At 74.3% G+C, this 25,865-nt stretch carries 22 protein-coding genes; 14 read left to right on the top strand and 8 right to left on the bottom strand.

Annotated elements, in window-relative coordinates; all coding sequences use genetic code 11:
• Positions 1-391 precede the first annotated feature (391 nt).
• Positions 392-1,012, bottom strand: coding sequence for a hypothetical protein (locus AB0D45_RS08790; RefSeq protein WP_362456180.1), 621 nt, complete (start codon positions 1,010-1,012; stop codon positions 392-394).
• 172 nt (positions 1,013-1,184) lie between these two features.
• On the opposite strand from AB0D45_RS08790, the gene AB0D45_RS08795 reads away from it, so the two are divergent.
• The 6 genes from AB0D45_RS08795 (at position 1,185) to mug (ending at position 7,304) form a co-directional block, all read left to right on the top strand.
• A complete protein-coding gene (locus AB0D45_RS08795) occupies positions 1,185-1,844 on the top strand; it encodes a class I SAM-dependent methyltransferase (RefSeq protein WP_362456182.1) in 660 nt (219 codons plus the stop codon).
• Between the two features lie 238 nt (positions 1,845-2,082).
• On the top strand, positions 2,083-3,423 hold the full coding sequence (locus AB0D45_RS08800; RefSeq protein ID WP_361606300.1) for a hemolysin family protein: 1,341 nt from the start codon (positions 2,083-2,085) through the stop codon (positions 3,421-3,423).
• A complete protein-coding gene (locus AB0D45_RS08805; RefSeq protein WP_362456184.1) occupies positions 3,420-4,439 on the top strand; it encodes a hemolysin family protein in 1,020 nt (339 codons plus the stop codon). The genes AB0D45_RS08800 and AB0D45_RS08805 overlap by 4 nt, the downstream gene beginning before the upstream one ends.
• 35 nt (positions 4,440-4,474) lie before the next feature.
• A complete protein-coding gene (locus AB0D45_RS08810) occupies positions 4,475-5,257 on the top strand; it encodes an SGNH/GDSL hydrolase family protein (RefSeq protein WP_362456186.1) in 783 nt (260 codons plus the stop codon).
• 71 nt (positions 5,258-5,328) lie between these two features.
• Positions 5,329-6,762, top strand: a complete 1,434-nt coding sequence (gene purB, locus AB0D45_RS08815; protein ID WP_361606291.1) for an adenylosuccinate lyase — start codon at positions 5,329-5,331, stop codon at positions 6,760-6,762.
• Positions 6,759-7,304, top strand: coding sequence for a G/U mismatch-specific DNA glycosylase (gene mug, locus AB0D45_RS08820; RefSeq protein WP_361606321.1), 546 nt, complete (start codon positions 6,759-6,761; stop codon positions 7,302-7,304). Before purB ends, mug begins: the two co-directional genes overlap by 4 nt.
• A gap of 13 nt (positions 7,305-7,317) precedes the next feature.
• Here the strand turns inward: mug and AB0D45_RS08825 are convergent, their stop codons facing one another.
• The 3 genes from AB0D45_RS08825 to AB0D45_RS08835 are packed head-to-tail and all read right to left on the bottom strand — an operon-like array spanning position 7,318 to position 9,482.
• On the bottom strand, positions 7,318-7,755 hold the full coding sequence (locus AB0D45_RS08825; RefSeq protein WP_362456188.1) for a hypothetical protein: 438 nt from the start codon (positions 7,753-7,755) through the stop codon (positions 7,318-7,320).
• Positions 7,756-7,795: 40 nt separating this feature from the next.
• Positions 7,796-8,548 (bottom strand): ABC transporter permease, encoded by a 753-nt coding sequence (locus AB0D45_RS08830; protein ID WP_362456190.1) that lies wholly within the window; start codon positions 8,546-8,548, stop codon positions 7,796-7,798.
• Between the two features lie 19 nt (positions 8,549-8,567).
• On the bottom strand, positions 8,568-9,482 hold the full coding sequence (locus AB0D45_RS08835) for an ATP-binding cassette domain-containing protein (RefSeq protein WP_362456192.1): 915 nt from the start codon (positions 9,480-9,482) through the stop codon (positions 8,568-8,570).
• Positions 9,483-9,591: 109 nt separating this feature from the next.
• Between AB0D45_RS08835 and AB0D45_RS08840 the strand changes: the two genes are divergently transcribed.
• The 3 genes from AB0D45_RS08840 (at position 9,592) to AB0D45_RS08850 (ending at position 12,678) form a co-directional block, all read left to right on the top strand.
• A complete protein-coding gene (locus tag AB0D45_RS08840; protein WP_362456194.1) occupies positions 9,592-10,767 on the top strand; it encodes a histidine kinase in 1,176 nt (391 codons plus the stop codon).
• Positions 10,768-10,771: 4 nt separating this feature from the next.
• Complete coding sequence (locus AB0D45_RS08845) at positions 10,772-11,422, top strand: response regulator transcription factor (protein ID WP_362456196.1); 651 nt, start codon at positions 10,772-10,774, stop codon at positions 11,420-11,422.
• 101 nt (positions 11,423-11,523) lie between these two features.
• Positions 11,524-12,678, top strand: a complete 1,155-nt coding sequence (locus tag AB0D45_RS08850) for an ROK family transcriptional regulator (RefSeq protein WP_361606273.1) — start codon at positions 11,524-11,526, stop codon at positions 12,676-12,678.
• Positions 12,679-13,234: 556 nt separating this feature from the next.
• Here the strand turns inward: AB0D45_RS08850 and AB0D45_RS08855 are convergent.
• The gene (locus AB0D45_RS08855) at positions 13,235-13,987 is read right to left on the bottom strand and encodes a GntR family transcriptional regulator (protein ID WP_362456198.1); all 753 of its coding nucleotides are present in this window, start codon (positions 13,985-13,987) and stop codon (positions 13,235-13,237) included.
• A 356-nt stretch (positions 13,988-14,343) separates the two neighbouring features.
• Between AB0D45_RS08855 and AB0D45_RS08860 the strand changes: the two genes are divergently transcribed.
• The 4 genes from AB0D45_RS08860 (at position 14,344) to AB0D45_RS08875 (ending at position 20,295) form a co-directional block, all read left to right on the top strand.
• On the top strand, positions 14,344-15,195 hold the full coding sequence (locus tag AB0D45_RS08860) for an alpha/beta fold hydrolase (protein WP_362456200.1): 852 nt from the start codon (positions 14,344-14,346) through the stop codon (positions 15,193-15,195).
• A gap of 115 nt (positions 15,196-15,310) precedes the next feature.
• The gene (locus tag AB0D45_RS08865; protein ID WP_362456301.1) at positions 15,311-16,900 is read left to right on the top strand and encodes an alkaline phosphatase D family protein; all 1,590 of its coding nucleotides are present in this window, start codon (positions 15,311-15,313) and stop codon (positions 16,898-16,900) included.
• Positions 16,901-17,058: 158 nt separating this feature from the next.
• On the top strand, positions 17,059-18,480 hold the full coding sequence (locus tag AB0D45_RS08870) for a GNAT family N-acetyltransferase (RefSeq protein WP_362456202.1): 1,422 nt from the start codon (positions 17,059-17,061) through the stop codon (positions 18,478-18,480).
• Positions 18,481-18,585: 105 nt separating this feature from the next.
• On the top strand, positions 18,586-20,295 hold the full coding sequence (locus AB0D45_RS08875; RefSeq protein ID WP_362456204.1) for a DUF885 domain-containing protein: 1,710 nt from the start codon (positions 18,586-18,588) through the stop codon (positions 20,293-20,295).
• A 68-nt stretch (positions 20,296-20,363) separates the two neighbouring features.
• Here AB0D45_RS08875 and AB0D45_RS08880 read toward each other — a convergent pair whose 3' ends face one another.
• Positions 20,364-20,879, bottom strand: a complete 516-nt coding sequence (locus tag AB0D45_RS08880) for a rhodanese-like domain-containing protein (protein ID WP_362456206.1) — start codon at positions 20,877-20,879, stop codon at positions 20,364-20,366.
• A 94-nt stretch (positions 20,880-20,973) separates the two neighbouring features.
• On the opposite strand from AB0D45_RS08880, the gene AB0D45_RS08885 reads away from it, so the two are divergent.
• Entirely contained in the window at positions 20,974-21,420 is a 447-nt protein-coding gene (locus AB0D45_RS08885; RefSeq protein ID WP_362456208.1) for an Lrp/AsnC family transcriptional regulator, read from the top strand.
• On the opposite strand, the gene AB0D45_RS08890 is transcribed toward AB0D45_RS08885, so the two are convergent.
• Together AB0D45_RS08890 and AB0D45_RS08895 are read right to left on the bottom strand one after the other, a co-directional pair.
• Complete coding sequence (locus AB0D45_RS08890) at positions 21,410-24,421, bottom strand: SMC family ATPase (RefSeq protein WP_362456210.1); 3,012 nt, start codon at positions 24,419-24,421, stop codon at positions 21,410-21,412. The two genes, AB0D45_RS08885 and AB0D45_RS08890, sit on opposite strands and share 11 nt — an antisense overlap.
• Entirely contained in the window at positions 24,418-25,584 is a 1,167-nt protein-coding gene (locus AB0D45_RS08895) for an exonuclease SbcCD subunit D (protein WP_362456212.1), read from the bottom strand. Before AB0D45_RS08895 ends, AB0D45_RS08890 begins: the two co-directional genes overlap by 4 nt.
• Positions 25,585-25,865: the final 281 nt, after the last annotated feature.

The raw sequence follows: 25,865 nt of genomic DNA on the forward strand, positions 1-25,865 counted from the left end.
GGCTAGGGACCGGACCACAGGGCCTCAGCCGAGGAGCCGGACTCAGCGGCCGGACCACAGGGCCTCGGCCGAGGAGCCGGACTCAGCGGCCGGACCGCAAGGCCTCAGCTGAGCGGCAGGCTCAGTGGCAGGACCGCAGGCCCTGGACTGAGAAGCCGGCTCAGCGGCCGGACCGCAAGGCCTCAGCTGAGCGGCAGGCTCAGTGGCAGGACCGCAGGCCCTGGGCTGGGGAGCCGGACTCAGCGGCCGCAGGGCCTCGGCTGAGAAGCCGGCTCAGCGGCCGAACCGCAAGGCCTGGGCTGAGGGGCCGGCTCAGCGGCCGAACCGCAGGCCCTGGGCTGAGAAGCCGGCTCAGCGGCCGAACCGCAGGGCCTCGGGTGAGGGGCCGGGCTCAGTGGCCCCCCGTCGGCTCCTTGCAGCCGCCCTCCAGGTAGACGCCGTGCGTCTCGACGCGGGCGGGGGTGCCGGCCCGGCCCGAGACGCAGGGGCCGCCGCCCGGGACCGGCAGCGCGAAGCCCGGTCCGCCCGCGCCGCTCCCCTCGAACACGTCACCGCCGCCGGCGGGGTAGCCGAGGCCGCGCAGCAGCGCCGTCAGTTCGGCGGCGCCCGTCACGGGCGTGGCGGCCAGCGCCGCCCGGATCCGGGCGGCGTGGGCCTCCCCCCGGCAGCGCGCCGCGGGGCTCAGCTCCGTCTGCTGCCGGTACGCGTGGTTCTCGGCGTACTTGCGCGACTCCGGGTCCTGCGGGGCCGCCCCGGTTCCGGCGGAGGCGGATGCGGGCGGGGCGGTGGCTCCGGCGCAGCGGGCGGCCACCTCCGCGAAGAAGGCGGCATGGGGACCGGCGGTGGAGGCCTCCACCCGGGGGGCCGTAGCCGGGGGCGCGGCCGGGACGGTTCCGGGGGGCGGTTCCGTGGCCGGATCCGGGGCCGATCCGCAGCCGGCCAGCAGTAACGCGGCGGTCGCGAGCAGGGCGGCGGCGGACGGGCGGCGGACGGTGGCCGTACGGGATGTCAAGGTCGCACTCTCCTCGGTCGCCCCGCGCCAAGTGCGGTGGCAGAAGTGCCGATTATCGCCTCCGCCGCTCGGGCACGGCCGGTTTCGGGACGGGCCCGGCTGGGGAACAGCCCCGAAGGGCACGCGCAGCCGTGTCGTCCGTCCGCCGCCGATCCGCGCCCGGAGGCCCGCCATGCCCACCCCCGCTCCCGACCCCGTGCACCACCCGTACTTCGCCCGGTTCTACGCCCGCGCCAGCACCGCCGCCGAGTCCCGCGCCGGGATCAGCGCCCTGCGCCGCGAGCTCCTGCACGGTGCGTCGGGCCGCGTCATCGAGATCGGCGCGGGCAACGGCCTGAACTTCGCGCACTACCCGTCCGCCGTCTCCGAGGTCGTCGCCATCGAGCCGGAGCGCACCCTGCGCCGGCTCGCCGCCGCGGCCGCGCTGCGCGCCGACGTTCCGGTGGACCTCGTCCCGGGGGTCGCCGAGGCGCTCCCCGTCAAGAGCGAGGCCTTCGACGTCGCCGTCGCCTCGCTGGTGCTGTGCACCGTACGCAACCTGCCGCGCACCCTCGCCGAACTCCACCGGGTGCTCCGCCCGGGTGCCGAGCTGCGCTTCCTGGAACACGGGCTCGCCCCGGGCCCGGGGATGGCCGCCGTCCAGCGGGCGCTCGACCGGACGGTGTGGCCGCGCCTGTTCGGCGGCTGCCACACCGCGCGCGATCCGCTCGCCGCGGTGGAGGCGGCCGGTTTCCGGATCGTCTCGCACCGTTCCTTCCGCCTGCCCGAACGCGGGCCGGCCCTGCCCACCTCGTACTGCGTCATCGGCTCGGCCCGCCGGCTGGACGACTGATACCGCAGCCGCTTCGTCCGGGCTGTGCGCAGGTGACCGTCCGCGCCCGCTCGCCCAAAAGGACGCGCCACCTCCTTTGCCTTTCCTTTACCATGCGATCGACGGTTCCTTCCCCGATCGCATACGAAAGGTGTGAGCCTGCGCCCATGGGCGAGCCTCCCCGTTCCCGACCTCCCGCCACGCGACACCGCGCGGCCCCCCTCCTCCTGACCGACCATGGGACGGAGGTGAACGACCGATGACCGAGGTACTCCTGCTCGTCGTGGCGCTGCTGCTCTGTCTCGCCTGCGGAGTCTTCGTCGCGGCCGAGTTCTCGCTGACCACCGTGGAGCGCAGCGAACTCGAACGGGCCGTCGAGCGGGGCGAGCGGGGGGCCGACAGCGCCCTGGCCGCCGTCCGCACCCTCACCTTCCAGCTCTCGGGCGCCCAGCTCGGCATCACCGTGACCGGCCTGGTCATCGGCATGATCTCCAAGCCCTCGATCGCCGCTCTGCTGACCGGCCCGTTCGAGGACATGGGCCTGTCGGCCGGCGCCGCGTCCTCCACGGCCCTGGTCCTCGGCACGGTCGTGTCGACGGTCGTGCTGATGGTGGTCGGCGAGCTGGTCCCCAAGAACTGGGCGATCTCCTCGCCGCTGGCGATCGCCAAGCGCGTGGCGACCATGCAGCGGGTCTTCGCCCGCGCGTTCAAGCCGCTGATCAGCCACTTGAACACGACGGCCAACCACATGGTCCGGCGCTTCGGCATGGAGCCCGCCGAGGAGCTGGCCTCCGCCCGCAGCCCCCAGGAGCTGGTGGCCCTGGCGCGGCATTCCGCCAAGGCCGGCGCGCTGGAGCAGGACACCGCCGAGCTGTTCGTGCGGACCCTGAACCTCGCCGACCTGATCGCGGAGAACGTGATGACCCCGCGCGTCCAGGTCACCGCCCTGGACGTGCAGACCACCGCCGAGGACGTGGCCAACGCGACCATGGCCACCGGCCTGTCGCGCTTCCCCGTCTACCGGGGCAGCCTCGACACGGTCGTCGGCATCGTCCACATCAAGGACGTCCTGGCCCTGCCCGCCGAGGAGCGGCACCGCCATCCGGTGGCGCAGCTGCTGCGCGAGCCGCTCCTCGTACCGGAGTCGCTGACCGTGGACCGGCTGCTGGACCGGCTGTCCGGCAAGCAGACGATGGCCGTGGTGATCGACGAGTACGGCGGCACGGCCGGAGTGGCCACCCTCGAGGACATCGTCGAGGAGGTCGTCGGCGAGGTGCGCGACGAGCACGATCCGCACGAGACCCCGGACCTGGCCCCGGCCGGCACGGACGAGGCGGGCCGCGCCCTGTACTCGGCCGACGGCGCCGCGCGCACCGACCAGCTCCGGCGCATCGGGCTGCGGGTGCCGGAAGGCCCGTACGAGACCCTCGCCGGGCTGATAGCGACCGAACTGGGCCGGATCCCGGCCGTCGGCGACCGTCTGGAGCTCGACGGCTGGTCCCTGGACGTGGTCGACGCCAGCGGGCGCCGGGCCGCCCGGGTGCTCCTGCACGAGCCGGCCGAAGCCGTCGGCGACGAAGCGGCGGAGGAGACCCGATGACCGCGATCCAGCTGCTGATCGGCCTGGCGACGCTGGTCGTCAACGCCTTCTTCGTCGGCGCGGAGTTCGCGCTGGTCTCGGTCCGGCGCAGCCAGATCGAGCCGTACGCCGAGCAGGACGACCGGCGCGCCCGCGCGGTGCTGTGGGGCCTGGAGCACGTATCGGCCCTGATGGCGGCGGCCCAGCTGGGCATCACCCTGTGCACCCTGGTGCTGGGCGTGGTGGCCGAGCCGGCCATCGCGCACCTGCTGAGCCCGCTGCTCGACGCGGTCGGGGTGCCGTCCGGGGTGACGCACGCGATCTCCTTCGTGGTGGCGCTGGCCCTGGCCACCTACCTGCACATGCTGTTCGGCGAGATGGTGCCGAAGAACGTGGCCCTGGCCGAGCCGGTGCGCACCGCGCTGGCGCTGGGGCCGCCGCTGGTGGCTCTGACCCGGGCGCTGAAGCCGGTGATCTTCGCGATCAACGCCTTCGCCAACGCCCTGCTGCGGCTGCTGCGGGTGGACGTGAAGGACGAGGTCACGGCGACGTTCTCGGACGACGAACTGGCCCGGATCGTGAAGGACTCCAGCGACGCGGGGCTCATCGACGACCGGGCGAGCGAGCGGCTGCACGACGCCCTCGAGCTGGGCCGCCGCCCCGTCGCCGATGTGGTGCTGCCCGTGCACCGGGTCGTCACCGCCAGGCAGGGCGTCACCGCGGCGGAGCTGGAGGGGCTGTCGGCCCGGTCGGGGTACTCCCGCTTCCCGGTGGTCGACGGCCGGCAGCGGATCCTGGGGTACCTACACGTGAAGGACGCCCTGGACGTGCTGGAGCGGGACGAGCCCTTCCCGCTGTCCACGCTGCGCCCGATCGCGCAGGTACGGGCGGAGACCCCGCTGGACGACGTGCTGACCGCGATGCGGCGCAGCCGTACGCACCTGGCCGCGGTCCTCGGTCCGGACGGGACGATGACGGGCCTGGTGACGATGGAGGACGTGCTGCGCGAGCTGTTCGGCAAGCCCGCCTCGGCGTAGGACGCGCGCCTACCGCGCGGTAGCATCGCTCCGCCATGGAGATGAATGCGTCCTACACCAGTTTCGTCGCGGTCGGCGACTCCTTCACCGAGGGGATGTCCGACCTCCTTCCCGACGGCTCCTACCGGGGCTGGGCCGACCTGCTGGCCGCCCGGCTCGCCGCTCGCCAGCCGGGCTTCCGCTACGCGAACCTGGCGGTGCGCGGAAAGCTGATCGGGCAGATCACCGAGGAGCAGGCCCCGGCCGCCGCCGCGATGGGCGCGGACCTGGTGACCCTGGTGGGCGGGCTCAACGACGCACTGCGCCCCAAGGTGGACATGGGGCGGGTCAGGGCTCATCTGGAGAGCGCGGTGGAACTCCTGGCGCCTTCCTGCAAGCACCTGGTCCTGATGCGCTCGCCCGGCCGCAACGGGCCGGTGATGGAACGCTTCCGGCCGCGCATGGAGGAGCTCTTCGGCATCCTCGAAGAGCTCGCCGCGCGGCACGGGGCGCTGCTGGTGGACCTGTACGGGGCTCCCGCGCTCGCGGACCCGCGCCTGTGGGACGTCGACCGGCTGCACCTGACGGCGGAGGGGCACCGCAGGGTGGCGGAGGCCGTCTGGCAGACTCTCGGGCTGCCCGCCGAGGAGGACTGGCGGGTGCCCCTGGCGCCGGCGGCGCCCCCGGGGTGGCCCGTGCGCCGGGCCGAGGACCTGCGTTTCGCCCGGCAGCACCTGCTGCCGTGGATCGGGCGCCGGCTGACGGGCCGCTCGTCCGGGGACGGACGCCCCGCCAAGCGGCCGGAGCTGCTGCCGTACGGCACACCGCCGCACTCGTAGCAAGCCACAATCCCCGGGGCTGCCCCTACCTGCGTAAACGCACAGCCGCACCCCAAGTAGAATCCCTACACGTGACAGCCAAGCCCCGCATCCCCAATGTCCTGGCCGGCCGCTACGCCTCCGCGGAGCTCGCCGTCCTGTGGTCCCCCGAGTACAAGGTCACGCTGGAGCGGCGGCTGTGGCTCGCCGTGCTGCGCGCCCAGAAGGACCTCGGCATCGAGGTCCCCGACGCCGCCCTCGCCGACTACGAGCGCGTCCTGGAGACCGTCGACCTCGCCTCCATCGCCGAGCGCGAGAAGGTCACCCGGCACGACGTAAAGGCCCGGATCGAGGAGTTCAACGCCCTCGCCGGCCACGAGCACGTGCACAAGGGCATGACCTCCCGCGACCTCACCGAGAACGTCGAGCAGCTGCAGATCCGGCTCTCGCTGGAACTCGCCCGGGACCGCACGGTCGCCGTCCTGGCCCGCCTCGGCAAGCTCGCCGGCGAGCACGCCGAGCTGGTCATGGCCGGCCGCTCCCACAACGTGGCCGCGCAGGCGACCACCCTGGGCAAGCGCTTCGCGACCGCTGCCGACGAGCTGCTGGTGGCCTACGACCGCCTGCAAAACCTCCTCGAGCGCTACCCGCTGCGCGGGATCAAGGGCCCGGTCGGCACCGCCCAGGACATGCTCGACCTGCTGGGCGGCGACGCCGCCAAGCTGGCCGACCTGGAGCAGCGGATCGCCTCCCACCTCGGCTTCTCGCAGGCGTTCACCTCCGTCGGCCAGGTCTACCCGCGCTCGCTCGACTACGACGTGGTCACCGCCCTGGTGCAGCTGGCGGCCGCCCCCTCCTCCATCGCCAAGACGATCCGCCTGATGGCCGGCCACGAGCTGGTCACCGAGGGCTTCAAGCCCGGCCAGGTCGGCTCCTCCGCGATGCCGCACAAGATGAACACCCGCTCCTGCGAGCGCGTGAACGGCCTGATGGTCATCCTGCGCGGCTACGCCTCGATGACGGCCGAGCTGGCCGGCGACCAGTGGAACGAGGGCGACGTCTCCTGCTCGGTCGTGCGCCGCGTGGCGCTGCCCGACGCGTTCTTCGCCTTCGACGGCCTGCTGGAGACCTTCCTCACGGTCCTCGACGAGTTCGGCGCCTTCCCCGCCGTCGTGGCCCGCGAGCTGGACCGCTACCTGCCCTTCCTCGCCACCACCAAGGTGCTGATGGGCGCGGTGCGGGCAGGTGTGGGCCGCGAGGCCGCGCACGAGGTCATCAAGGAGCACGCCGTCGCCTCCGCCCTGGCCATGCGCGAGCAGGGCGCCGAGCGCAACGAGCTGCTGGACAAGCTGGCGGCCGACGAGCGGATGCCGCTGGACCGTGCGCAGCTGGACGCCCTCATGGCCGACAAGCTCTCCTTCACGGGTGCCGCGGGCGACCAGGTGGCCGCCGTGGTCTCCCGCATCGAGGCCATCGCCAAGGAGCACCCGGAGGCCGCCGGCTACGCCCCCGGGTCGATCCTCTGACCCCCGAAGAGCTCGAAGCCGCCCGCGGCCGCGTCGTCCCGGACGTGGTCGCGGGCGGTCTGCGCGTGCTGTTCTGCGGGATCAACCCGGGCCTCCTCTCCGCCGCGACGGGCCACCACTTCGCCCGCCCCGGCAACCGCTTCTGGCCGGTCCTGCACCTGTCGGGTTTCACCCCCCGCAGGCTCGCCCCCGCGGAGCAGGAGGAGCTGCTGACCTACCGCCTCGGCATCACCAACGTCGTCGCCCGGGCCACCGCCCGTGCCGACGAGCTGAGCGCCGAGGAGTTCCTCGAGGGCGGCCGGATCCTGACCGCGAAGGTGGAGCTCCTGCGCCCCCAGTGGCTGGCCGTGGTCGGCGTGACCGCGTACCGCACGGCCTTCGGCGAGCGCAAGGCCGTGATCGGCCCTCAGGAGCGCACCATCGGCAACACCCGTATCTGGGCCCTGCCCAACCCCAGCGGCCTGAACGCCCACTGGACGGCCGCGTCCATGGCGGAGGAGTTCGCCCGCCTGCGGGCGGCCGCGGAGTCCGGCGGCGTCTGAGGCGCGCCGCCTGCTACGGCGGGTCGACCACGGTGACCCCTGCCAGCAGCATGAAGGGGAACTCCTTGTCCCACTGCGCCACGCACATCAGCAGCCACCGGCCCTCGACCCGCCACAGGTGCACGTGGTCGGTGGTGTTGCACAGCTCGTTCCACGGCTCCGGTATCTCCTCCCCGTCGAGCCCCCGGTCCAGCAGCGACGCCAGTCCGAAGACCTGCGGCGGTCCCCACCGGTCGGTCAGGGCCTGGGTGAGCGCCCCGTACTCGGCACTGATCTGATCGGCCGCCTCCTCCCGGCCGGAACCGTCGTCGTCCCAGAAGTCCCGGGTCCGGCTGAGCTGGACGAGGCGGTACCCCGGGCCGCTGCTCTGATCGCCGGACACAGCCGGCTCGGGCGGGAATCCCTGCGCCCGGAGCCGGTCGATCGTCTCGAGGTGCTCTGCCGTGGTCATGCCGTCAGTATCGGCCGGGGCACTGACAACTGGCCCGGCGTCACGCGTCGCGCCGCCGTACGGCCAGCCAGCCCGCCCCCAGGGCGACGAGGGCCCACAGCGCGGTCACCGCGAGCCCGCTCCACGGACCGAGCGAGCCCTCCGCGTGGGTCCGCATCACCAGCTGGCCCGCCCGGTCGGGCATGAACTGCATGGCACCGCCCACGACCTGGCCCACCACGAAGGGCAGGATCAGCAGGAAGGGTATGAGCAGGCTCATCACCAGGGTGCCGCTGCGCACCAGCGCGGTCAGGCCGGCCGACAGCAGGGCGATCAGGGTCAGGTAGATCCCGCTGCCGAAGATGGCACGCAGTGCCCCGGGGTCGCCCAGGGAGAGGGCGTACTCCCCCATGAGCGCCTGCCCGGCCACGAAGGTGACGAGACCGGTGATCTGCCCGACCACGAAGGCGAGTCCGGCCACGGCGGCGGCCTTGGACAGATAGAGCCGGGTCCGGTTGGGTACGGCGGTCAGCGACACCCGCAGGGCTCCGCCACGGAACTCCCCTGCGAAGGCGGTCGCGCCGAAGGCGATGGCCGCTATCTGACCGAAGTTGATTCCGAAGAAGGCCCCGAGCAGACGGTCCTCGCCGAGGGCGCCGGGCTCCGAGGTCCCGATCGCGGCGGCGGTGAGCACCGTGATGCCGACGGTGGCCGCGAAGACGGTTATCAGCGATCCGAGGACCGCGCGGGCGGACCGTATCTTGATCCATTCCGAGTGCAGGACGGGGACGGTGGGCAGGGCTGCGGCGGTCATGTCGGTGGCTCCCATCGGTTCAGGCGGCGGTGGCGGAGAAGGGGGTGCGGTCGGCGGTCAGTTCGAGGTAGGCCTGCTCCAGTGAGGCCCGCTCGTCGGCGAGTTCCAGTACGGCGATGCCCTCTCGGGCTGCGAGGGTCCCGACCCGTTCGGCGCGTATGCCCTCGACGGTCCAGCGCCCCTCCCCGGCGTCGGCCAGGTCCAGGCCCTCGCGGGCCAGGGCGGACGCCAACCGGTCCGGGTCCGGGGTCCGCAGCCGCACCCGGGGCGTGCTGCGGGCGTCGATGAACTCCTCCAGGGAGCTGTCGGCGAGCAGCCGGCCCTGCCCGAGCACGACGAGGTGGTCGACGAAGGAGGCGGATTCGGCCATGAGGTGGCTGGAGACGAAGACCGTGCGCCCTTCGGCGGCAAGGCCGCGCATCAGCTCACGGATCCATATGATCCCCTCCGGGTCGAGGCCGTTGGTCGGCTCGTCCAGGAGCAGGACGCCCGGGTCCCCCAGCAGTGCGGCGGCTATGCCCAGGCGCTGGCGCATGCCGAGTGAGAAGGTGCCGATCCGGCGGCGGGCGACCGCCGCGAGGCCGGCCTGCTCGAGGACCGCGTCGACCCGGGCGGGCGGGATGCCGTTGCTGACGGCGAGGGCGAGGAGGTGGTCGCGGGCCTTCCGTCCGGCGTGGGCCGCCTGTGGGTCGAGGAGCGCGCCCACCTGGCGCAGCGGCCTGCGCAGGTCGGTGAACCGGCTTCCGGCGATGGTGGCCCTGCCGGAGGACGGCCGGTCCAGGCCGAGGATCAGGCGCATGGTGGTGGACTTGCCGGCGCCGTTGGGTCCCAGGAATCCGGTGACCCTGCCCGGCATGACGTCGAAGGTGAGGTGGTCCACGACCCGGTGGGAGCCGTGGGACTTGGTCAGTTCGCGGATCTCGATGCGGTTCATGACTCAAGATTCGCCGTCCGGCCCCGCCCCTTCCCTCCCCCGCGCGGGGGTGCCGTCTCCCCCACGTGGGGGAGACGGCCCCGGGTCCTCCCCTGCCACGATGGGAGGCATGATCCGACTTCTCCGTGCCCCGTTGCGGCCGGTGACGTACTCGCGCTGGCTGCACTTGTGCGTCCCGCTGCTGCTGCTCGCCCTGTGGATGTTCATCCACCCGTCCTCGCCGTGGATGCCGCTGCTGATCGTCATACCTTTCGGGTTCGTCCCGTGGGTGCGGCTGGCGGAGGGGCTCCAGGCCCAGTTCCTGCTCACTCCGCAGGACCGGGGCAGCGACGACAGCCTCATCGGCACGGCTCCGTCGGCGCGCTGGGCGGACCGGTGGCGGACCGTGTTGTGGCTGGAGATACGGCTGCTCGTGGCCGGCGCGGCCATGTTCGCCACTGTCTGGCTCCCGGTCACGGCCGCGGAGCTGACCGCGATCGCGCTCGGGCGCCCCTTGAACTCCGACCCCATGGTCCCCTTCGTCCCGGAGCGCTGGGCCGCGGCCCTGCTCGCTCCCGTGCCGCTGGTCCTGCTGGTCGTCGTCGTGGTGCTGCTCGGCGAACTGATCACCGCCATAGCGCGGCGTCTGCTGGGGCCGTCCGCCGCCGAGCGGCTGACCGCGCTGGAGGCGCGTACGGAACAGCTGCTGGAGCGGACCCGGATCGCGCGGGAGCTGCACGACTCCATCGGGCATGCCCTGACGGTGGCGGTGGTGCAGGCGGGTGCGGCGAGGGCGGCCGGCGACCCGGAGTTCACCGACCGCGCGCTGAAGGCGATCGAGGAGACGGGCCGGGCCGCGCTGGAGGACCTCGACCGGGTCCTGATGGTGCTGCGGGAGTCGGGGCAGCCACCGTCGCAGCGGCCGACGCTCGTGGAGGCGGACCGGCTGCTGGAGTCGGCCCGCGCCTCGGGTGCGGCGGTGGACGCGCAACTGACGGGGCCGCTGGAGAAGTTGCCCGGTCCCGTCACCCGCGAGGGGTACCGGATCCTGCAGGAGGCGCTGACCAACGTGCTGCGCCACTGCGGCCCCGTGCCCATCCGTGTGCGGATCGACATGGGCGCCGGCCGACTGGATCTGGAGGTGACGAATCCACTGCCGGTGTCCCCGGCCGTCACGACGGGCCGCGGGAGCGGGCTTCGCGGCATGCGGGAGCGGGCCGCACTGCTCGGCGGCGAGGCCGAAACGGGCCCGCACAAGGGTGGTTGGCGGGTGCGCGCGCGGCTTCCGCTGGAGCGAATACCCTGACCGGATGCCGGTTACCGTACTGCTCGTCGACGACGAACCCCTGGTGCGCGCGGGTCTGCGCGCCGTCCTGGAGGCCCAGCCCGACATCGAGGTGGTGGGTGAGGCCGCGGACGGGGCGTCCGTCATCCCCCTCGTGCGCCAACTGCGGCCGCACGTCGTGGCGATGGACGTGCGCATGCCGCTGCTCGACGGGATCGAGGCGACCCGGGCTGTCCTGCGGTCGGTGGACTCCCCGCCGAAGATCCTGGTGGTCACGACCTTCGAGAACGACGAGTACGTCTACCAGGCCCTGCGCGCCGGAGCCGACGGCTTCCTGCTCAAGCGGGCCCGGCCCTCGGAGATCGTGCATGCGGTGCGGCTCGTGGCGGAGGGAGAGACCCTGCTCTTTCCCGCCGCCGTGCGGGCCCTCGCCGCCGAGTACGGGAACCGGGAGGCCCGCGCGGTGCTGGAGCGGGCCGCGCTGACCGAGCGCGAGGAGGCAGTGCTGCGCCTCATGACGCGGGGGCTGACCAACGTGGAGATCGCCCGTGAGCTGATCGTCGGCACGGAGACCGTGAAGTCTCACGTCAGCGCGATCCTGGGGAAGCTGGGGGCTCGCGACCGGACCCAGGCGGTGATCACGGCGTACGAGTCCGGATTCGTCTCGCCCGCCTGAGCCGGGGAGCCGTTCTCCGCTCACGGGGGGCCGCTTCTCGCCGCCGCGGCGGGGGCGCAGTACGATCCGGCTGACAGGGTCGTTAGCTGGGAGGACACACGTTGGGGCAGCTGACCGGCGGGGATCCCTCTCTGCTCCGGCGCATCAATTCGGCCGTGGTGCTGCGCGCACTGCGGGCGGCCGAATCGCCGAGCCTCACCGACCTCACGCGGGTGACCGGGCTCTCCCGGCCGACCGTGGAGGGGGTCGTGGAGGGGCTGATGGGCACCGGGCTGGTGGTCGAGGCGGTCGCCGAGGAAGGCGCCCGGCGGCAGGGCCGGCCCGCCCGAAGGTTCCGGTTCCGCGCCGAGGCGGGGCATCTGCTCGGCATCGAGATCGGCTCGCACCGGATCGCCGTACTGCTGTCGGGACTCGACGGCCGGGTCATCGGAGCCGGCACCAAGGACGTCGCCGAGACGGCCTCGGCCGATGAGCGCCTGGAGCGTGTGCGGGCGGCGGTCGCCGATCTGCTGCGCCGGGCCGGTATCCCGCGTGACTCCCTGCGGGCGGTCGGGGTCGGCAGCCCGGGCATCGTGGAGGCCGACGGAACGGTTCGCCTCGGTACGGCCCTGCCCGGCTGGACGGGACTGCCGCTGGGCGAGCGGCTGCGGCGCTCGTTCCGCTGTCCGGTCCAGGTGGAGAACGACGCCAACGCTGCGGCGGTCGCCGAACACTGGAAGGGCGCCGCGCGCGACACCGACGACATGGTGTTCGTGATGGCCGGGCTCAGCCCGGGCGCCGGTTCGCTGATCGGCGGCCGGCTGCACCGGGGCTTCGGCGGCGCGGCGGGCGAGATCGGCGCACTGCACCTGCTCGGACGGGAGGCAACCCCCGAGCGGCTGTTGTCGACGACCGGCGAACCCCTCCACCCGCTGGACGAACCGGCGGTCGCCGAGGTGTTCGCGATGGCCAAGCGGGGCGACGAGCGCGCGGTGGCCGCGGTGGAACGATTCCTCCAGCGGCTCGTGCACGACGTGGCGGCGCTGGTGCTGGCGATGGATCCGGAGCTCGTGGTCGTGGGCGGCTGGGCGGCCGGCCTGGACGGGGTCCTGGACCCCCTGCGCCGGGAACTGGAGCGCTACTGCCTGCGCCCGCCGCGGGTGGCGCTGTCCCTGCTCGGCGAAGCCGCCGTGGCCACGGGCGCCCTGCGTCTCGCGCTGGACCACGTCGAGGAGGAACTGTTCGCGGTGGAGAAGACGGTCACCGCCCGCCGCTGACCACCGGGGCGGGCGCGGGGCCGGAGGCGGCCCGGGCGGCCGAGCCGAACCCCCGGGTTCGCACCGGCCCCGCTCCCCGCCTGCCCCGGCGACCTCCCGGCCCCGCGCCCGCCTGTACGCGTCGGCGCCCGACCGCCGAGCCGGCCCCGCTCCCGCCTGTACGGGTCGACGCCCGACCGCCGACCTCCCGGCGGCGCCACTCCGACCGGGGACATCCCGGCCGGTCGCATACCGGCCCGACGCTTTCCGGCGCGGGCCCCCTGCGCTCCCGGCGGCGTCCTGCGCGCCGCATTCCCGCCGTCGCATACCGGCCCGCCGCTTTCCGGCCGGTCGCCTGCCAGCCCGCCGCTTTCCGGCCGGTCGCCTGCCAGCCCGCGGCTTTCCGGCCGGTCGCCGTTCGGCGGGCCGCATGCCGGGCCGTCGCATTCCCGCCGTCGTATCCCGGCCCGGCGCGTTCCGGCCCGGCGGCGGCCAGCGCCGGGAGGCCGCCGGCCGGGCCGGGGCAGCGGAAACCCCGGGGCCCGTAGGGCGCCCGGGGTTGCGGCGGCGTGCCGGGTCAGGACGCGGCGCGGGTTTCCGTGATCTCCACGCCGGAGTCGCCGAAGGTCAGGCGGCAGGTGTCGGCGCGGTACGTGGCCACCGAGACGGCGGCGGTGCCCGCGGCAGTGAAGTAGCGGGTGGTCACCAGGAGCACGGGCGCGCCGGGCAGCCGGTCCAGCTCCTTGGCGTCGTCGGCCCGGGCGGAGCCCAGTTCGACCGAGCGGTCCTGCCCCTCCAGCGAGAGCCGCTGGAGCTCCCGCAGCACGGCCCGCGCCCGGGCGGGCCCGGCCGGGGCGTCGATGGCGGAGAGCCCGGGCACGGAGGCGGCGGGCACGTACAGCAGCTCGGCGGCGACGGCCTGGCCCTGGGTGACGCGGGTCCGGCGCACGGTGTGCACGGGCCGGCCGGCTTCGGTTCCCAGGAGCGCGAGCACGGCGGCGGCGGGCACGGCCTCGACCGCGTCGACCGCCTCCCAGCCGTCGACACCCTCGCCGGGCCAGCCGTGCCGGGCGTTTCCGACGGCCACGCCCACGCGCGGCGGGGCGACGGTGGTGCCGACTCCGCGGCGGCGCTGGAGGCGGCCTTCGAGTTCGAGCTGCTCCAGGGCCTGCCGCAGGGTGGCGCGGGCGACTCCGAAGCGCGCGGCGAGCTCACGCTCGTTCGGGAGGATCTCACCGACCGCGAAGTCCTGGTCCAGCGCGTCGCTGAGCACGGTCTTCAGGTGCCAGTACTTCGGCTCCGGCACCGATTCGAGCTGCGTCGTCCCCACCCTGACTCCTCCTGCAATCGCCGCTGTCACCGTGTCCGGCATCGCCGTGTTCCAGCGGCGTTTTCGCGCCGCAGTTCCGCGCCCTTGTTTATTAAAGGTTCCTGCACTATCCGCGACGATAGGACGGTGCACCCCCTTGGTCAAGACCAATCCTGGCCGCTTTGCCGGGCAGATCGGGCATATGTAGCAAGCCGTTCACAGGATGTTCTCGCTCGGCACCCGCACGTCGAGAGGATGTCGCGAGGACGTCGCGCGAGCTGTACGAGGGCTTGTAGCCGGGGGCTACCGGGCGGTAATCATGGAACCCGTCGTTACTGACGGCCTGTCTCACACGCGTCCACCCGACGAGGAGCAGCATGACCGCCACGGTCTCCTTCACGATCGATTCGCCGCTGGGCCCCCGCACCGCAACCGTCGCCTACGAACGCAAGGGCGCCGGCGAACCGCTTCTCCTGCTCCACGGCATCGGCCACCACCTCCAGGCCTGGCACCCGGTGACCGGCATCCTGGCCGCCGGCCACGACGTCATCGCCGTCGACCTCCCGGGCTTCGGCGCCTCCGGGCCGCTGCCCGCGGGCGTCCCGTACGACCTCGCCACCGTCACCCCGGCCCTCGGAGCGCTCTGCGCGGCGCTCGGCGTCGAGCGCCCGCACGTCGCGGGCAACTCCCTCGGCGGGCTGCTCGCCCTGGAGATGGGGCGCAGCGGTCTCGCCCGCTCGGTCACCGCCCTCTCCCCCGCCGGGTTCTGGACAGAGTCCGAACGGCGCTACGCCTTCACCGCGTTGCGCGCGATGCGCGCCGGGGCCAGGACGCTGCCCCTGTCCACCCTGGAGCGGCTCTCGCGCAGCGGTCCCGGCCGGGCCGCCCTCACCGGCACGATCTACGCCCGCCCGGCGCTCCGCGCCCCGGCGGCGGTGGTCGCCGAGACGCTCGCCCTGCGGCAGGCCACCGGCTTCGAGCAGACGCTGGCCGCGGGCGGCTCCGTACGCTTCACCGGCGACCTGCCCCGACTGCCCGTCACCATCGCCTGGGGCGAGCACGACCGGCTGCTCCTGAGCCGCCAGGGCCTCCGGGCCAAGCGCACGCTCCCCGGCGCCCGCCTGGTCCGGCTCCCGGGCTGCGGCCACGTCCCGATGAACGACGACCCGGCGCTGGTGGCACGCGTCATCCTGGACACGGCGGCTTCGGCAACCGGGTACCCCGCCTGACCGGCCGGCGGCTGTTCATCCGCGGTTCGCGTGGGCGACGCGGTCGGTCCCGTGTGCGACGGCACACTGGTCCGGCCCGCCCCCGCCGGCCCCTGGAGACGCACCCATGGCACCGATGCCGCACACCCGACGGACCCTGCTCGGCGGCTCCCTGGCCGTCCCGCTGGGCCTGGCCCTGTCCACGGCGCCGGCCGCGCCCGCGCGGGCCTCGTCCCGCCGCGCCCCCGGGTTCGTCCGAGCCGGCCGGCCGGCCGCGCTCTGGGGGATCCAGTCGGGGGAGATCACCCCGCACTCGGCCACCGTCTGGACCCGCTCCGACCGGCCCGCCCGGATGTACGTCGAGACCTCCCCGAGCGAGTCGTTCCGCTACGGCGTGCGCCGCCACGGCGGTCCCTTCCTCGGCCCCGCCACCGACCACACCGGCACCGCCACCCTGCGCGACCTGCCGCCCGGCCGGCTCGTCCACTACCGGGTCGTGCTGACCGACCCCGACGACCCGCGCCGCTCCGGCGAGCCGGTGCGCGGCAGCTTCCGCACGACTCCCGTCTCCCGCGGCCAGGACGTGCGCTTCCTGTGGTCGGGGGACCTGGCGGGCCAGGGCTGGGGCATCAACCCGGAACTGGGCGGATACCGCGTCTTCGACGAGATGCGGCTGCACGAGCCCGACTTCTTCCTCTTCAGCGGGGACACGGTCTACGCGGACGGACCCGTCAGGGCGGCCGTGCCGCTGCCCGACGGCCGCGTCTGGCACAACGTCACCACCGAGGAGAAGTCCAAGGTCGCCGAGACGCTGGCGGAGTTCCGCGGGAACTTCCGCTACAACCTGCTCGATCGCAACCTGCGCGACTTCTACGCCCGGGTCCCCGTCCTCGCCCAGTGGGACGACCACGAGGTGCGCAACAACTGGTACCCGGGGCAGCTGCTCGACGACCCGCGCTACACCGTCAAGGACGTCGACACCCTGGCCGCCCGCGCCCGTCAGGCGTTCGGGGAGTACTTCCCGGTCACGGACCTGCGGGGCGGACGCGCCGAGGGGCGGATGTACCGGGTGCTGCGGCACGGCCCGCTGCTCGACGTGTTCGTCCTGGACATGCGCACCCACCGCGACGCCAACTCGCCGGGCCGGCAGACCGAGGACCCGGTCGGCATCCTCGGTGAAGAGCAGCTGGCGTGGCTGAAGCGGGAGCTCTCGCGCTCCCGGGCCACCTGGAAGGTCATCGCCGCCGACATGCCGCTGGGCGTCGTCGTCCCGGACGGGTCGGTGGACTTCGAGGCGGTGGCCCAGGGCGATCCGGGGGCGCCGTTGGGACGCGAGCTCCAGATCGCCGACCTCCTGCGCCACATCAAGCACCGGCACATCACGGGCACCCTCTGGCTCACGGCCGACGTCCACTACACCGCCGCCCACCACTACGCGCCCGAGCGCGCCGCCTTCCCTGACTTCGCGCCGTTCTGGGAGTTCGTCTCCGGGCCGATCGGCGCGGGCGGCTTCCCGGCCGGCCGGCTGGACGCCACCTTCGGGCCGCGCGCGGAGTTCGTCCGGTCGGCGCCGGTCGCCAACATGTCCCCGGCCGAGCACCCCCCGTACTACGGCGAGGTCGAGATCGACGGCGGCAGCGGGGAGCTGACCGTCCGGCTGCGCCGCCAGGGAGGCGGCGTCCTGTTCACGAAGGTCCTCCAGCCGGGGCGCGTCGGGCAGGCGTGAGCGGGGCGGCCGCGCCGAACGCCCCCGCCTCGGCCCGCGGGCCGTGTCCGTGGCGAAAATCCGCCGGTAAACCCGGTGAAACCGGCCAGACGGACACTTAACCAGTCGGTCACAGGCCGTTCGTGATCACGCAACACCCCCGGGCGACAGTGGGATGCATGACTGACCGTAACCCTGCCTCCCCCGCCCAGCGCCCCCACCGCCACCACTGGCGCCGGGACCTCGTCGAACTCGCCGCCCTCTTCTGCGCCGTCGCGGTCGCCGACGGCATCGCCAACCTCGTCGCGCACGGCCCGGACGGCCCGGTCCTGCTGGTCGCCTCGGCCGTCGCGCTCCTGGTCACGGCGGCCTTCCACACCTGGTGGGCGCGCCGGCACAGCCATGCGCCGCCTCCCGCGGGCAAGGCCCCCTCCGATCCGCACCCCGCCACGGCGACGGCGCCCGCCGACCCCGCGTTGTGGCGGATGCGGACCACCGTGCGCGACGAGCCCGGCAGCCTGGCCTCGCTCTGCACCGCGCTCGCCCGCGAAGGCGTCGACATCCTGACCCTCCAGACCCACCCCCTGCCCGAGGGCGGAACGGTCGACGAGTTCCTGCTGCGTTCCCCGCGCGAGCTCGCCTCCGCCCACCTGACCCGGGCCGTCGCCCACGCCGGCGGCCGCAGCACCTGGATCGAGCGGGCCGACGCCCACGACCTGGTCGACACCCCCACCCGGGTCCTGGGCCTGGCCACCCGCACCGCCCTGGACGCCGCCGAACTCCCCCTCGCGCTGCGCCAGCTGCTCGGCCGCTGCACCATCCAGTCGATCCCCGCCACCACCCTCTCGGGCCGCCCCAACGCGGGCGCCGACGCCCCCGTCGAGGGCGTCCTGGAGTCGACCGTGATGCGGTTGCGCGACCCGTCGGGCGGCGCGATCACCGTGGAGCGGCCCTACCTGCCCTTCACCCCGACCGAGTTCGCCCGCGCCCGTGCCCTCGTCGAGCTCGACGCGCGCCTCGGGCCGCGGGTCCCCCGGAGCCAGGACGTGCTGACCCTGCCCGAGGGCAACGAGATCACCGTGCGCCGCGCCGACGGCGGCGACCTCGAAGCCGCCCTCGCGATGCACGAGCGGTGCAGCCGGCGCACCCTCGGCCTGCGCTACCACGGCCCGGTCGCCGACGCCGACCGCTACCTCGGCCACCTGCTCAGCCCGCGCTTCGGCCGCACCCTCGCCGCGACCACCGCCTCCGGCAGGCTCGTCGCCCTCGGCCACCTGCTGTGGGACGGCGACGAGACCGAGATCGCGCTGCTCATCGAGGACGACTGGCAGCGCCGCGGCATCGGTTCGCAGCTGCTGCGCCGCCTCATCGCGATGGCCGTGGAGGCCGGGTGCGACAGCGTGTACGCCGTCACCCAGGCCTCCAACACCGGCATGGTCGCGGCGATGCGCGGTCTCGGCCTCCCCCTCGACTACCAGATCGAGGAGGGCACCCTGGTGATCACGGCCCGGCTGGCCGCGACCCCGGCCGTCTCACGCCCGCCGTACGAGGTCCCGAGCGCGCAGGCCCCGTACGGAACCCGGCGCGACCCCCGTCACTGACCAACGGGCCGCGCCGCGACGCCCCATGGCCGCTCAGCCCCTCCGACAGGAGGCTGAGCGGTTATGGTGATGACGGGAGGGCCTTCCGCGTACGAAGATGTCCGCATGTCCGACACCCTCCACACCGACAGCGCAGCGCGTCTGCCCCGCCAGGTCGCCGACGCCTACGTCGACGACCTCATCGCTCTCGACCCGATCCAGGGCACCTACCTCGGCATCGCCGCCAGCTCGAGCAGGCTGCCCGACTACTCCCCCGCGGGCCGCGCCGCCCTCGGCGACCTGCTGCGCACCACGCTCGCCCGGCTGGACGCCGCCGAGCGGCTGCCCGGCGCCGACAGCGACGCCGAACGCCGCTGCGCCCGGCTGCTGCGCGAGCGGCTGAACGCCGAACTCGCCGTCCACGAGGCCGACGAGGACCTGCGGGCCGTCAGCAACATCCACTCCCCCGCGCACGCCGTCCGCGAGGTCTTCACCCTCACCCCGGCCGACACCGAGGAGGACTGGGCGGCGATCGCCGAGCGGCTGCGCGCCGTGCCGGCCTGCTTCGCCGGCTACCGGGAGAGCCTCGCGCTCGGCCTGGAGCGCGGGCTGTACGGCAGTCCCCGTCCCACGGCCACCTTCGTGGAGCAGCTCACCACCTGGGCCGGGCAGGACGGCGGGGACTCCCGGGACTTCTTCGGCGAGTTCGCCGCCGCCGGCCCCGAGTCCCTGCGCGCGGAGCTGGACGCGGCGGCGGCCGCAGCGACGGCCGCCGTGGCCGAACTGCGCGACTGGATGCGGGACGTGTACGCACCGGCCGTCGCCGACGCGCCGGACCCGGTGGGCCGCGAGCGCTACGCCCGCTGGTCGCGGTACTTCAACGGAACGGACCTCGACCTGGACGAGGCGTACGCCTACGGCTGGTCCGAGTACCACCGGCTGCTCGCCGAGATGAAGACCGAGGCCGCCAAGATCCTGCCGGACGGCGGCGACCCGTGGGACGCCCTGCGGCACCTGGACGAGCACGGCACCCACATCGAGGGGGTCGAGGAAGTCCGCGCCTGGCTCCAGGGCCTGATGGACGAGGCCATCGAGAACCTCGACGGCACCCACTTCGACCTCGCCGAGCGGGTCAAGCGGGTCGAGTCGATGATCGCCCCGTCCGGCGGCGCGGCGGCCCCGTACTACACCAACCCCTCGGAGGACTTCTCCCGCCCGGGCCGCACCTGGCTGCCGACGATGGGCCAGACCCGCTTCCCCGTGTACGACCTGGTCTCCACCTGGTACCACGAGGGCGTTCCGGGCCACCACCTCCAGCTCGCGCAGTGGACGCACGTCGCGGACCAGCTCTCCCGCTACCAGGCGAGCGTCGGGCTGGTCAGCGCCAACGCCGAGGGCTGGGCCCTGTACGCGGAGCGGCTCATGGACGAGCTGGGCTACCTCAAGGACGCCGAGCAGCGCCTGGGGTACCTGGACTGCCAGATGATGCGCGCCGCGCGGGTGATCGTGGACATCGGCATGCACCTGGGGCTGGAGATCCCGGCGGACTCGCCGTTCCACCCGGGCGAGCGCTGGACGGTCGACCTGGCGCAGGAGTTCTTCGGTCTGCACAGCGGCCGGCCGGCGGACTTCGTCGAGAGCGAGCTGACCCGCTACCTGTCGATGCCCGGGCAGGCCATCGGCTACAAGCTGGGTGAGCGGGCCTGGCTGCTGGGACGCGACAACGCGCGGGCCGCGCACGGCGATTCGTTCGACCTGAAGGCGTGGCACATGGCGGCGCTGTCGCAGGGTTCGCTGGGCCTGGACGACCTGGTGGACGAGCTCTCGCGGCTCTGACCGCCCGCACGGGCCGACGGGCCGCCCGCTCCCCCACGGGGGCGGGCGGCCCGTCGGCCTCGGCCGGTTCAGCAGCCGCAGTCGTCCGAGTCGGTGGGGGCGGTCAGCGGGTCGGCCGCGGCGCGCTGCTGCGAGCCCTGCCAGGTCTCGACCTCGAAGCCCTCGCGGATCCAGTACTCGATGCCGCCGAGCATCTCCTTGACCTGGAAGCCGAGTTCGGCGAGGGCCAGGGCGGAGCGGGCGCCGCCGTTGCAGCCGGGCCCCCAGCAGTAGGTGACGACGGGGACGTTCCGGTCGAGGAGCTTCTCGGCCTGCTTGGGGATCAGCGCGGTGGGCAGGTGGATCGCGCCGGGCACGTGGGCCTGGTCCCAGGAGGGGGTGGAGCGGGAGTCGACCAGCTGGAAGCCGAGGTCGGCGCCCTGCTCGCGGTGGGCCCTGAAGGCGGCGGCGACGTCCGACACGTCCGCGTGGAAGGCCAGGCTCGCGGCGAAGTACGCGGCCGCGGCGGCCGGCCGGGCCGGGGGGACCCGCAACACGGGGTTGGCGGTGGCGGGGGCGCCGGTCAGGTTCTGCGTCGTCGTCATGGCTCAAAATCTACGAACTGTTGATCCAACCGGGAAGTGGGATTCCCCGCCCTTCGCCTTGTTCCTCCGGGGATTCCCCTGTTAGACCTGCCCCATGACCGCGTATTCCCCCGACGCCACCGACTGGCGCATCCTTGCGGCCCTCCAGCAGGACGGCCGCGCCAGCTTCACCGAGCTGGCCCGTACCGTGTCGATGTCGGCGAGCGCCGTCACCGAGCGGGTCCGCCGGCTGGAGGAGGCCGGGATCATCAGCGGCTACACGGCGGTGGTCGACCACGAGAAGCTGGGCAGGTCCATTCTGGCGCTGGTTCGGCTGCGCTATCCGCACGGCAACTACAAGCCGTTCCACGACTTCCTGGACGCCACCCCGGACATCCTGGAGGCCCACCACGTGACGGGGGACGACTGCTTCGTCCTCAAGGTGGCCGCCCGTTCGATGGCCCATCTGGAGGAGGTCACGGGCCGTATCGCAGGGCTGGGTCCGGTGACCACCAGCATCGTGTACTCGTCCCCGCTCGCCCGGCGCCCGCTCAGTCCGTGACGCCCGCCGTGCGGTGGCGCACCACCGAGCCGCCGCGCTGTTTGACGATCTCCAGCTGGGCCTGGACCCGGGTGCGCAGGTCGCCGACGTGGCTGACGATGCCGACGCTGCGGTCCCGCTCGCGCAGGGAGTCCAGTACGTCGAGCACCTCGTCCAGGGCCTGCTCGTCGAGGCTGCCGAAGCCCTCGTCGATGAAGAGGGTGTCCAGGCGCATGCCACCGGCTTCGTCGGTGACCACGTCGGCCAGTCCCAGGGCCAGGGCCAGGGAGCAGAAGAAGGTCTCGCCGCCGGAGAGGGTGGCGGTGTCCCGCTCGCTGCCGGTCCAGGCGTCCACCACGTGCAGCCCGAGGCCGGAGCGCCCGCGTCCGCTCGCCCGGGCGTCGGAGTGCACGAGGGTGTAGCGGCCGCCGGACATGCGCAGGAGCCGTACGGTCGCGGCGGCCGCGACCTGCTCCAGCCGCGCGGCCAGGACGTACGCCTCCAGCCGCATCTTGCGCTCGTTGTCGGCGGAGGTGCCCGCGGTCAGCCCGGCGAGGCGGGCCACGCGCTCGTACTCCTCGCGCAGCGGGCCGAGGGCGCGCAGCTCCTGCTCCGCCTGACGGGAGAGCCGGTCCAGCTCGGTGCAGCGCACCCGGGCGGCGTCGACGGCCGAGGCGGCGGCGCGCAGCCGCGCGGCGGCCCGCTCCTCGGCGGCCGAGGCCGCGGCCGGATCGGCGGGGGGCAGGGCGGCCGCGTCGGCGGTGTCCCGCTCGGCGCGGCGGTCGGCCAGCATGGCCTCCTCGGCCTGCCAGGCGTCCAGGCGGTGCTGGAGCGCGGTGCGTTCGTACTCGGGGAGCACGGCGTCGGCCGCGGCCTCGGTGGTCTCGAAGCCGGCCCGGAAGGCGGCGTCGGCGAGCTGGTCGTCGGCCTCCTTCAGCCGGGCCGCGGTGGTCTCCGCCCGGCGCAGCGCGGCGGCGGCGGTGGTGACCATCCGGATGCGGTCCTCGAGGGTGCGAGCGCGGGCGGCGACGCTGGGCGAGTCGGCCCGTACGAGGACCAGTTCGGCTTCGAGGGAGGCCTGCTCCTGGTCGAGGGCCTCGCGCCGGGAGGCCCGGGCGGCGGCGCGGCGTTCGGCTTCGAGCCGGTCGGAGCTGCGCGCCTCGTACTCCCGCTCGGCGCGGGCGAGGCGCTCGCGGGCGGCGTGCAGTGCGGCCGCGTCCGCGTGGGCGGCGGCGTGGCGGGCGCTCAGGTCGGCGGTGAGGGCGAGGAGTTCGGCGGTGGTGGCGTCACCGGCGGCGGAGGCGGCCTCGGCCTCGGCCTCCCGGACGGCGGCGAGCCTGCGCTCGACGGCAGCCCTGCGCTCCTCGGCCTGTTCGAAGCGGGCGTGGGCGGCGTCCTCGGCGGCGCGGTCCACGTGCCCGGGGGCGGGGCGGGCCGGAGCGGGGTGCTCTTCGGAGCCGCACACCGTGCAGGGCTGCCCGGCGGTCAGGGCCTCGGCGAGTTCGGCGGCGATGCCGCGCAGCCGGGCCTCCTTCAGCTCCAGCCAGCTCTCCCGGGCGGCGGACGCCTCCTCGCGCGCCCGCAGCAGTTCGCCCGCGGCGGCTTCGGCGTCGGCGGCGAGGGCGTCGCGGCGCCGGGCGGCGGTCAGCTGCATCCGGACCGGCTCGAGGCGCCCCGCGAGCTGCTCCGCGAGGGTCAGGGCCTGCTGCGCGGAGTCGAGGCGCTCCTGGAGGCCGGCCCGGGTGGCCTCCCAGCGGGCGAGCCACTCGGCGGACTCCTGGTACCGCTCGTCGGCGTCCCGGGACTCCCGCTCCAGCATGGCGCGCTCGCGGCCGATCTCGGCGCTGCGCTGTTCCGCGCGCTGGGCGGCGCCGGCCGCGCCGAGGTCCTCGCGCAGGCGCTGCTCGACGGCGGCGAGCTGCTCGGTGCCGGCTCCGGCGAGGGCCGGGGGGAGTTCGGCGCGGGCCAGGGTCTCGGCGTGCGCGGCGGTGAGGTGGGCGGCGGCGGCTGCGCCGCGCAGTTCCAGGGCGGGGGCCACGAGGGCGCCCCGGCGGGCCCGGTCCAGCAGGGCCCGTACGCGCTCGCGCTCCGGCCCGGCCTCCTCCAGCAGGGCCGCCCGGCGGGCGGTTTCGGCGTGGCGGCGCTGGAGCCGGTCGAGTTCCCGCGCCTCCTCGGCGTCGCGCCGGGTGGCGGCGTGCCGTCCCTCGACGGCGGCCAGCGCGTACTCGGCGACGGTGAGCCGCTCCCGGGCGGAGCAGCGGGCGACGGCCGCCCAGGCCCGGACGGCCTCCGCGAGCCCCGGGTCGCCGGGCTGGTGGCCCGGCAGCGGCCAGGCCCGCAGGTCGGCGCAGTCCCCGGCGGCCTGCGCGAGCCGCTGGGCGGCGGCGAGCACCTTCTCGTCGCCGGCCCGCACCCGGGCCTCGGCGGCGCGCCGGCGCTCGGCGAGCAGGGTCTCGACGGCAGCGAAGCGGCGGGTGTCGAAGAGCCGCCCGAGGAGCCGGCCGCGGGCTTCGGCCCCGGCCCGCAGGAACTGGGCGAACTCCCCCTGCGGCAGCAGGACCACCTGGCAGAACTGTTCGCGGCTCATCCCGAGGAGCTGTTCGATCTCCTCACCGATCTCCTGGTGGGAGCGGCTGAGGGCGGTCCAGCCGTCCCCGGTGTGCTCGCGGAGCCAGGACTGCGCCTTGTCCTTGGTGGTGCCGGTGCCGCGCTTCTTGGGACGGTCCTGTTCCGGGCGCCGGGTGATCTCCAGGCGGCGGCCGCCCGCGGTGAGTTCGAGGGTGACCTCGGTCGGGGTGGCCGGGGCGGCGTGGTCGCTGCGCAGGGTGGTGCCGGGGGCCTGGCGGGAGCCGGGGACGGATCCGTAGAGGGCGTAGCAGACGGCGTCGAGGACGGAGGTCTTGCCGGCGCCGGTGGGGCCGTGCAGCAGGAAGATCCCGGCGCCGGAGAGGGCGTCGAAGTCGATGGTCTGGGGTTCGGCGAAGGGTCCGAAGGCGGTGACCTGGAGCCGGTGCAGCCTCATCGGCCGGCCTCCAGGCGGCCGTCCTCGGCGCGTACGTCCTCGAAGGCGCCCCGCAGTACGGCCCGCTCGGCCTCGTCGGCGCTGCCGCCGCCGCGGACGTGGGCGACGAAGTCCTCGGCGATCTCCTGGTCGCTGCGGCCCTTGAGGCGCTGTGCGTAGGAGGCCGTGCCGTCCTCCTCGCGGCCTTCGGGGTCGAAGGCGAGGCTGAGGGTGTGCGGGAAGCGGGCGGCGAGCCGGGCCATGGGCTCGTCGGGCCGGACGGGGTCGGTGAGGGTGGCCTCGATCCAGGAGGCCTCGTACGCGGTGTGCGCGGGGTCCTCCAGCAGGTCGTCGAGCCGTCCGCGCAGCCGGGCGAGGGGGCGGGGCACGGGGCAGTCGATCCGCTCGGCGGTGATCTCCCCGTCCGGGCCGAGGTCGACCAGCCACATGGTCTTGCGGTGGGCGGCCTCGGAGAAGGAGTAGGCGAGCGGGGAACCGGAGTAGCGGACCCGTTCGTTGATCGTCTGGCAGCCGTGGAGGTGGCCGAGGGCGGCGTAGTCCACCCCGTCGAAGACGGAGGCGGGTACGGCCTCGACCCCGCCGACGGCGATGTCGCGTTCGCTGTCGCTGGCCTGCCCGCCGGTGACGAAGGCGTGGGCGAGGACCACGGAGCGGGTGCCGGGGGCCCGGCCGGCCAGGTCGGCCCGTATCCGGTCCATGGCCGCGCCGAGCACCGCCTCGTGGCTGACCTTCGCGGCGGCGAAGGTGTCCTTGACGAGCGCCGGTTCCAGGTACGGCAGCCCGTACAGGGCCACGTCACCGTGTACGTCGGCCAGCACCACGGGGTCGGCGCAGCCGGCGGGGTCCGTCCTGAGGTGGATCCCGGCCCGGCCGATCAGCCCGGCGCCGACACCGAGACGGCGGGCCGAGTCGTGGTTCCCGGAGATCATCACCGTGGGCACGCCGAGGTCGGCGAGCCGGTGCAGCGCGCGGTCGTAGAGCTCGACGGCGGGCAGCGGGGGCACGGCCCGGTCGTAGACGTCCCCGGCGACGAGGACGGCGTCGACCTCGTGCTCCCGGACGGTTTCGACGAGGTGGTCGACGAAGGCGGCCTGGGCCCCGAGCATGCTGACGCGGTGGAAGGACCGGCCCAGGTGCCAGTCGGAGGTGTGCAGGAACTTCACTCGACCGCTCCGACCCGCACGCTTGCTCTCCTCCGTGGCTCCGCACCGACCCTCCAGGCTAACCGGTCCGCGACCGCGCCCGGGCCGGACCGGGGGTTTCCGCCCGCGCCGGGGGCGGAACGGGCCGACGCCTCGCGGGACCGCGCGGTGGTGCGGGCCTGGGTGGCCGAACTCCCTTGACGGCTTGGGGTACTTGCGGACTCCCGGGCACCCCGGCGACTTCCCGGCATGCGTTGCCCGGACCGCACCCGCCACGTCCTGCGCAACACCGACCGGCTCCT

It is taken from the genome of Streptomyces sp. NPDC048352 (assembly GCF_040651895.1).
Lineage (GTDB): Bacteria > Actinomycetota > Actinomycetes > Streptomycetales > Streptomycetaceae > Streptomyces.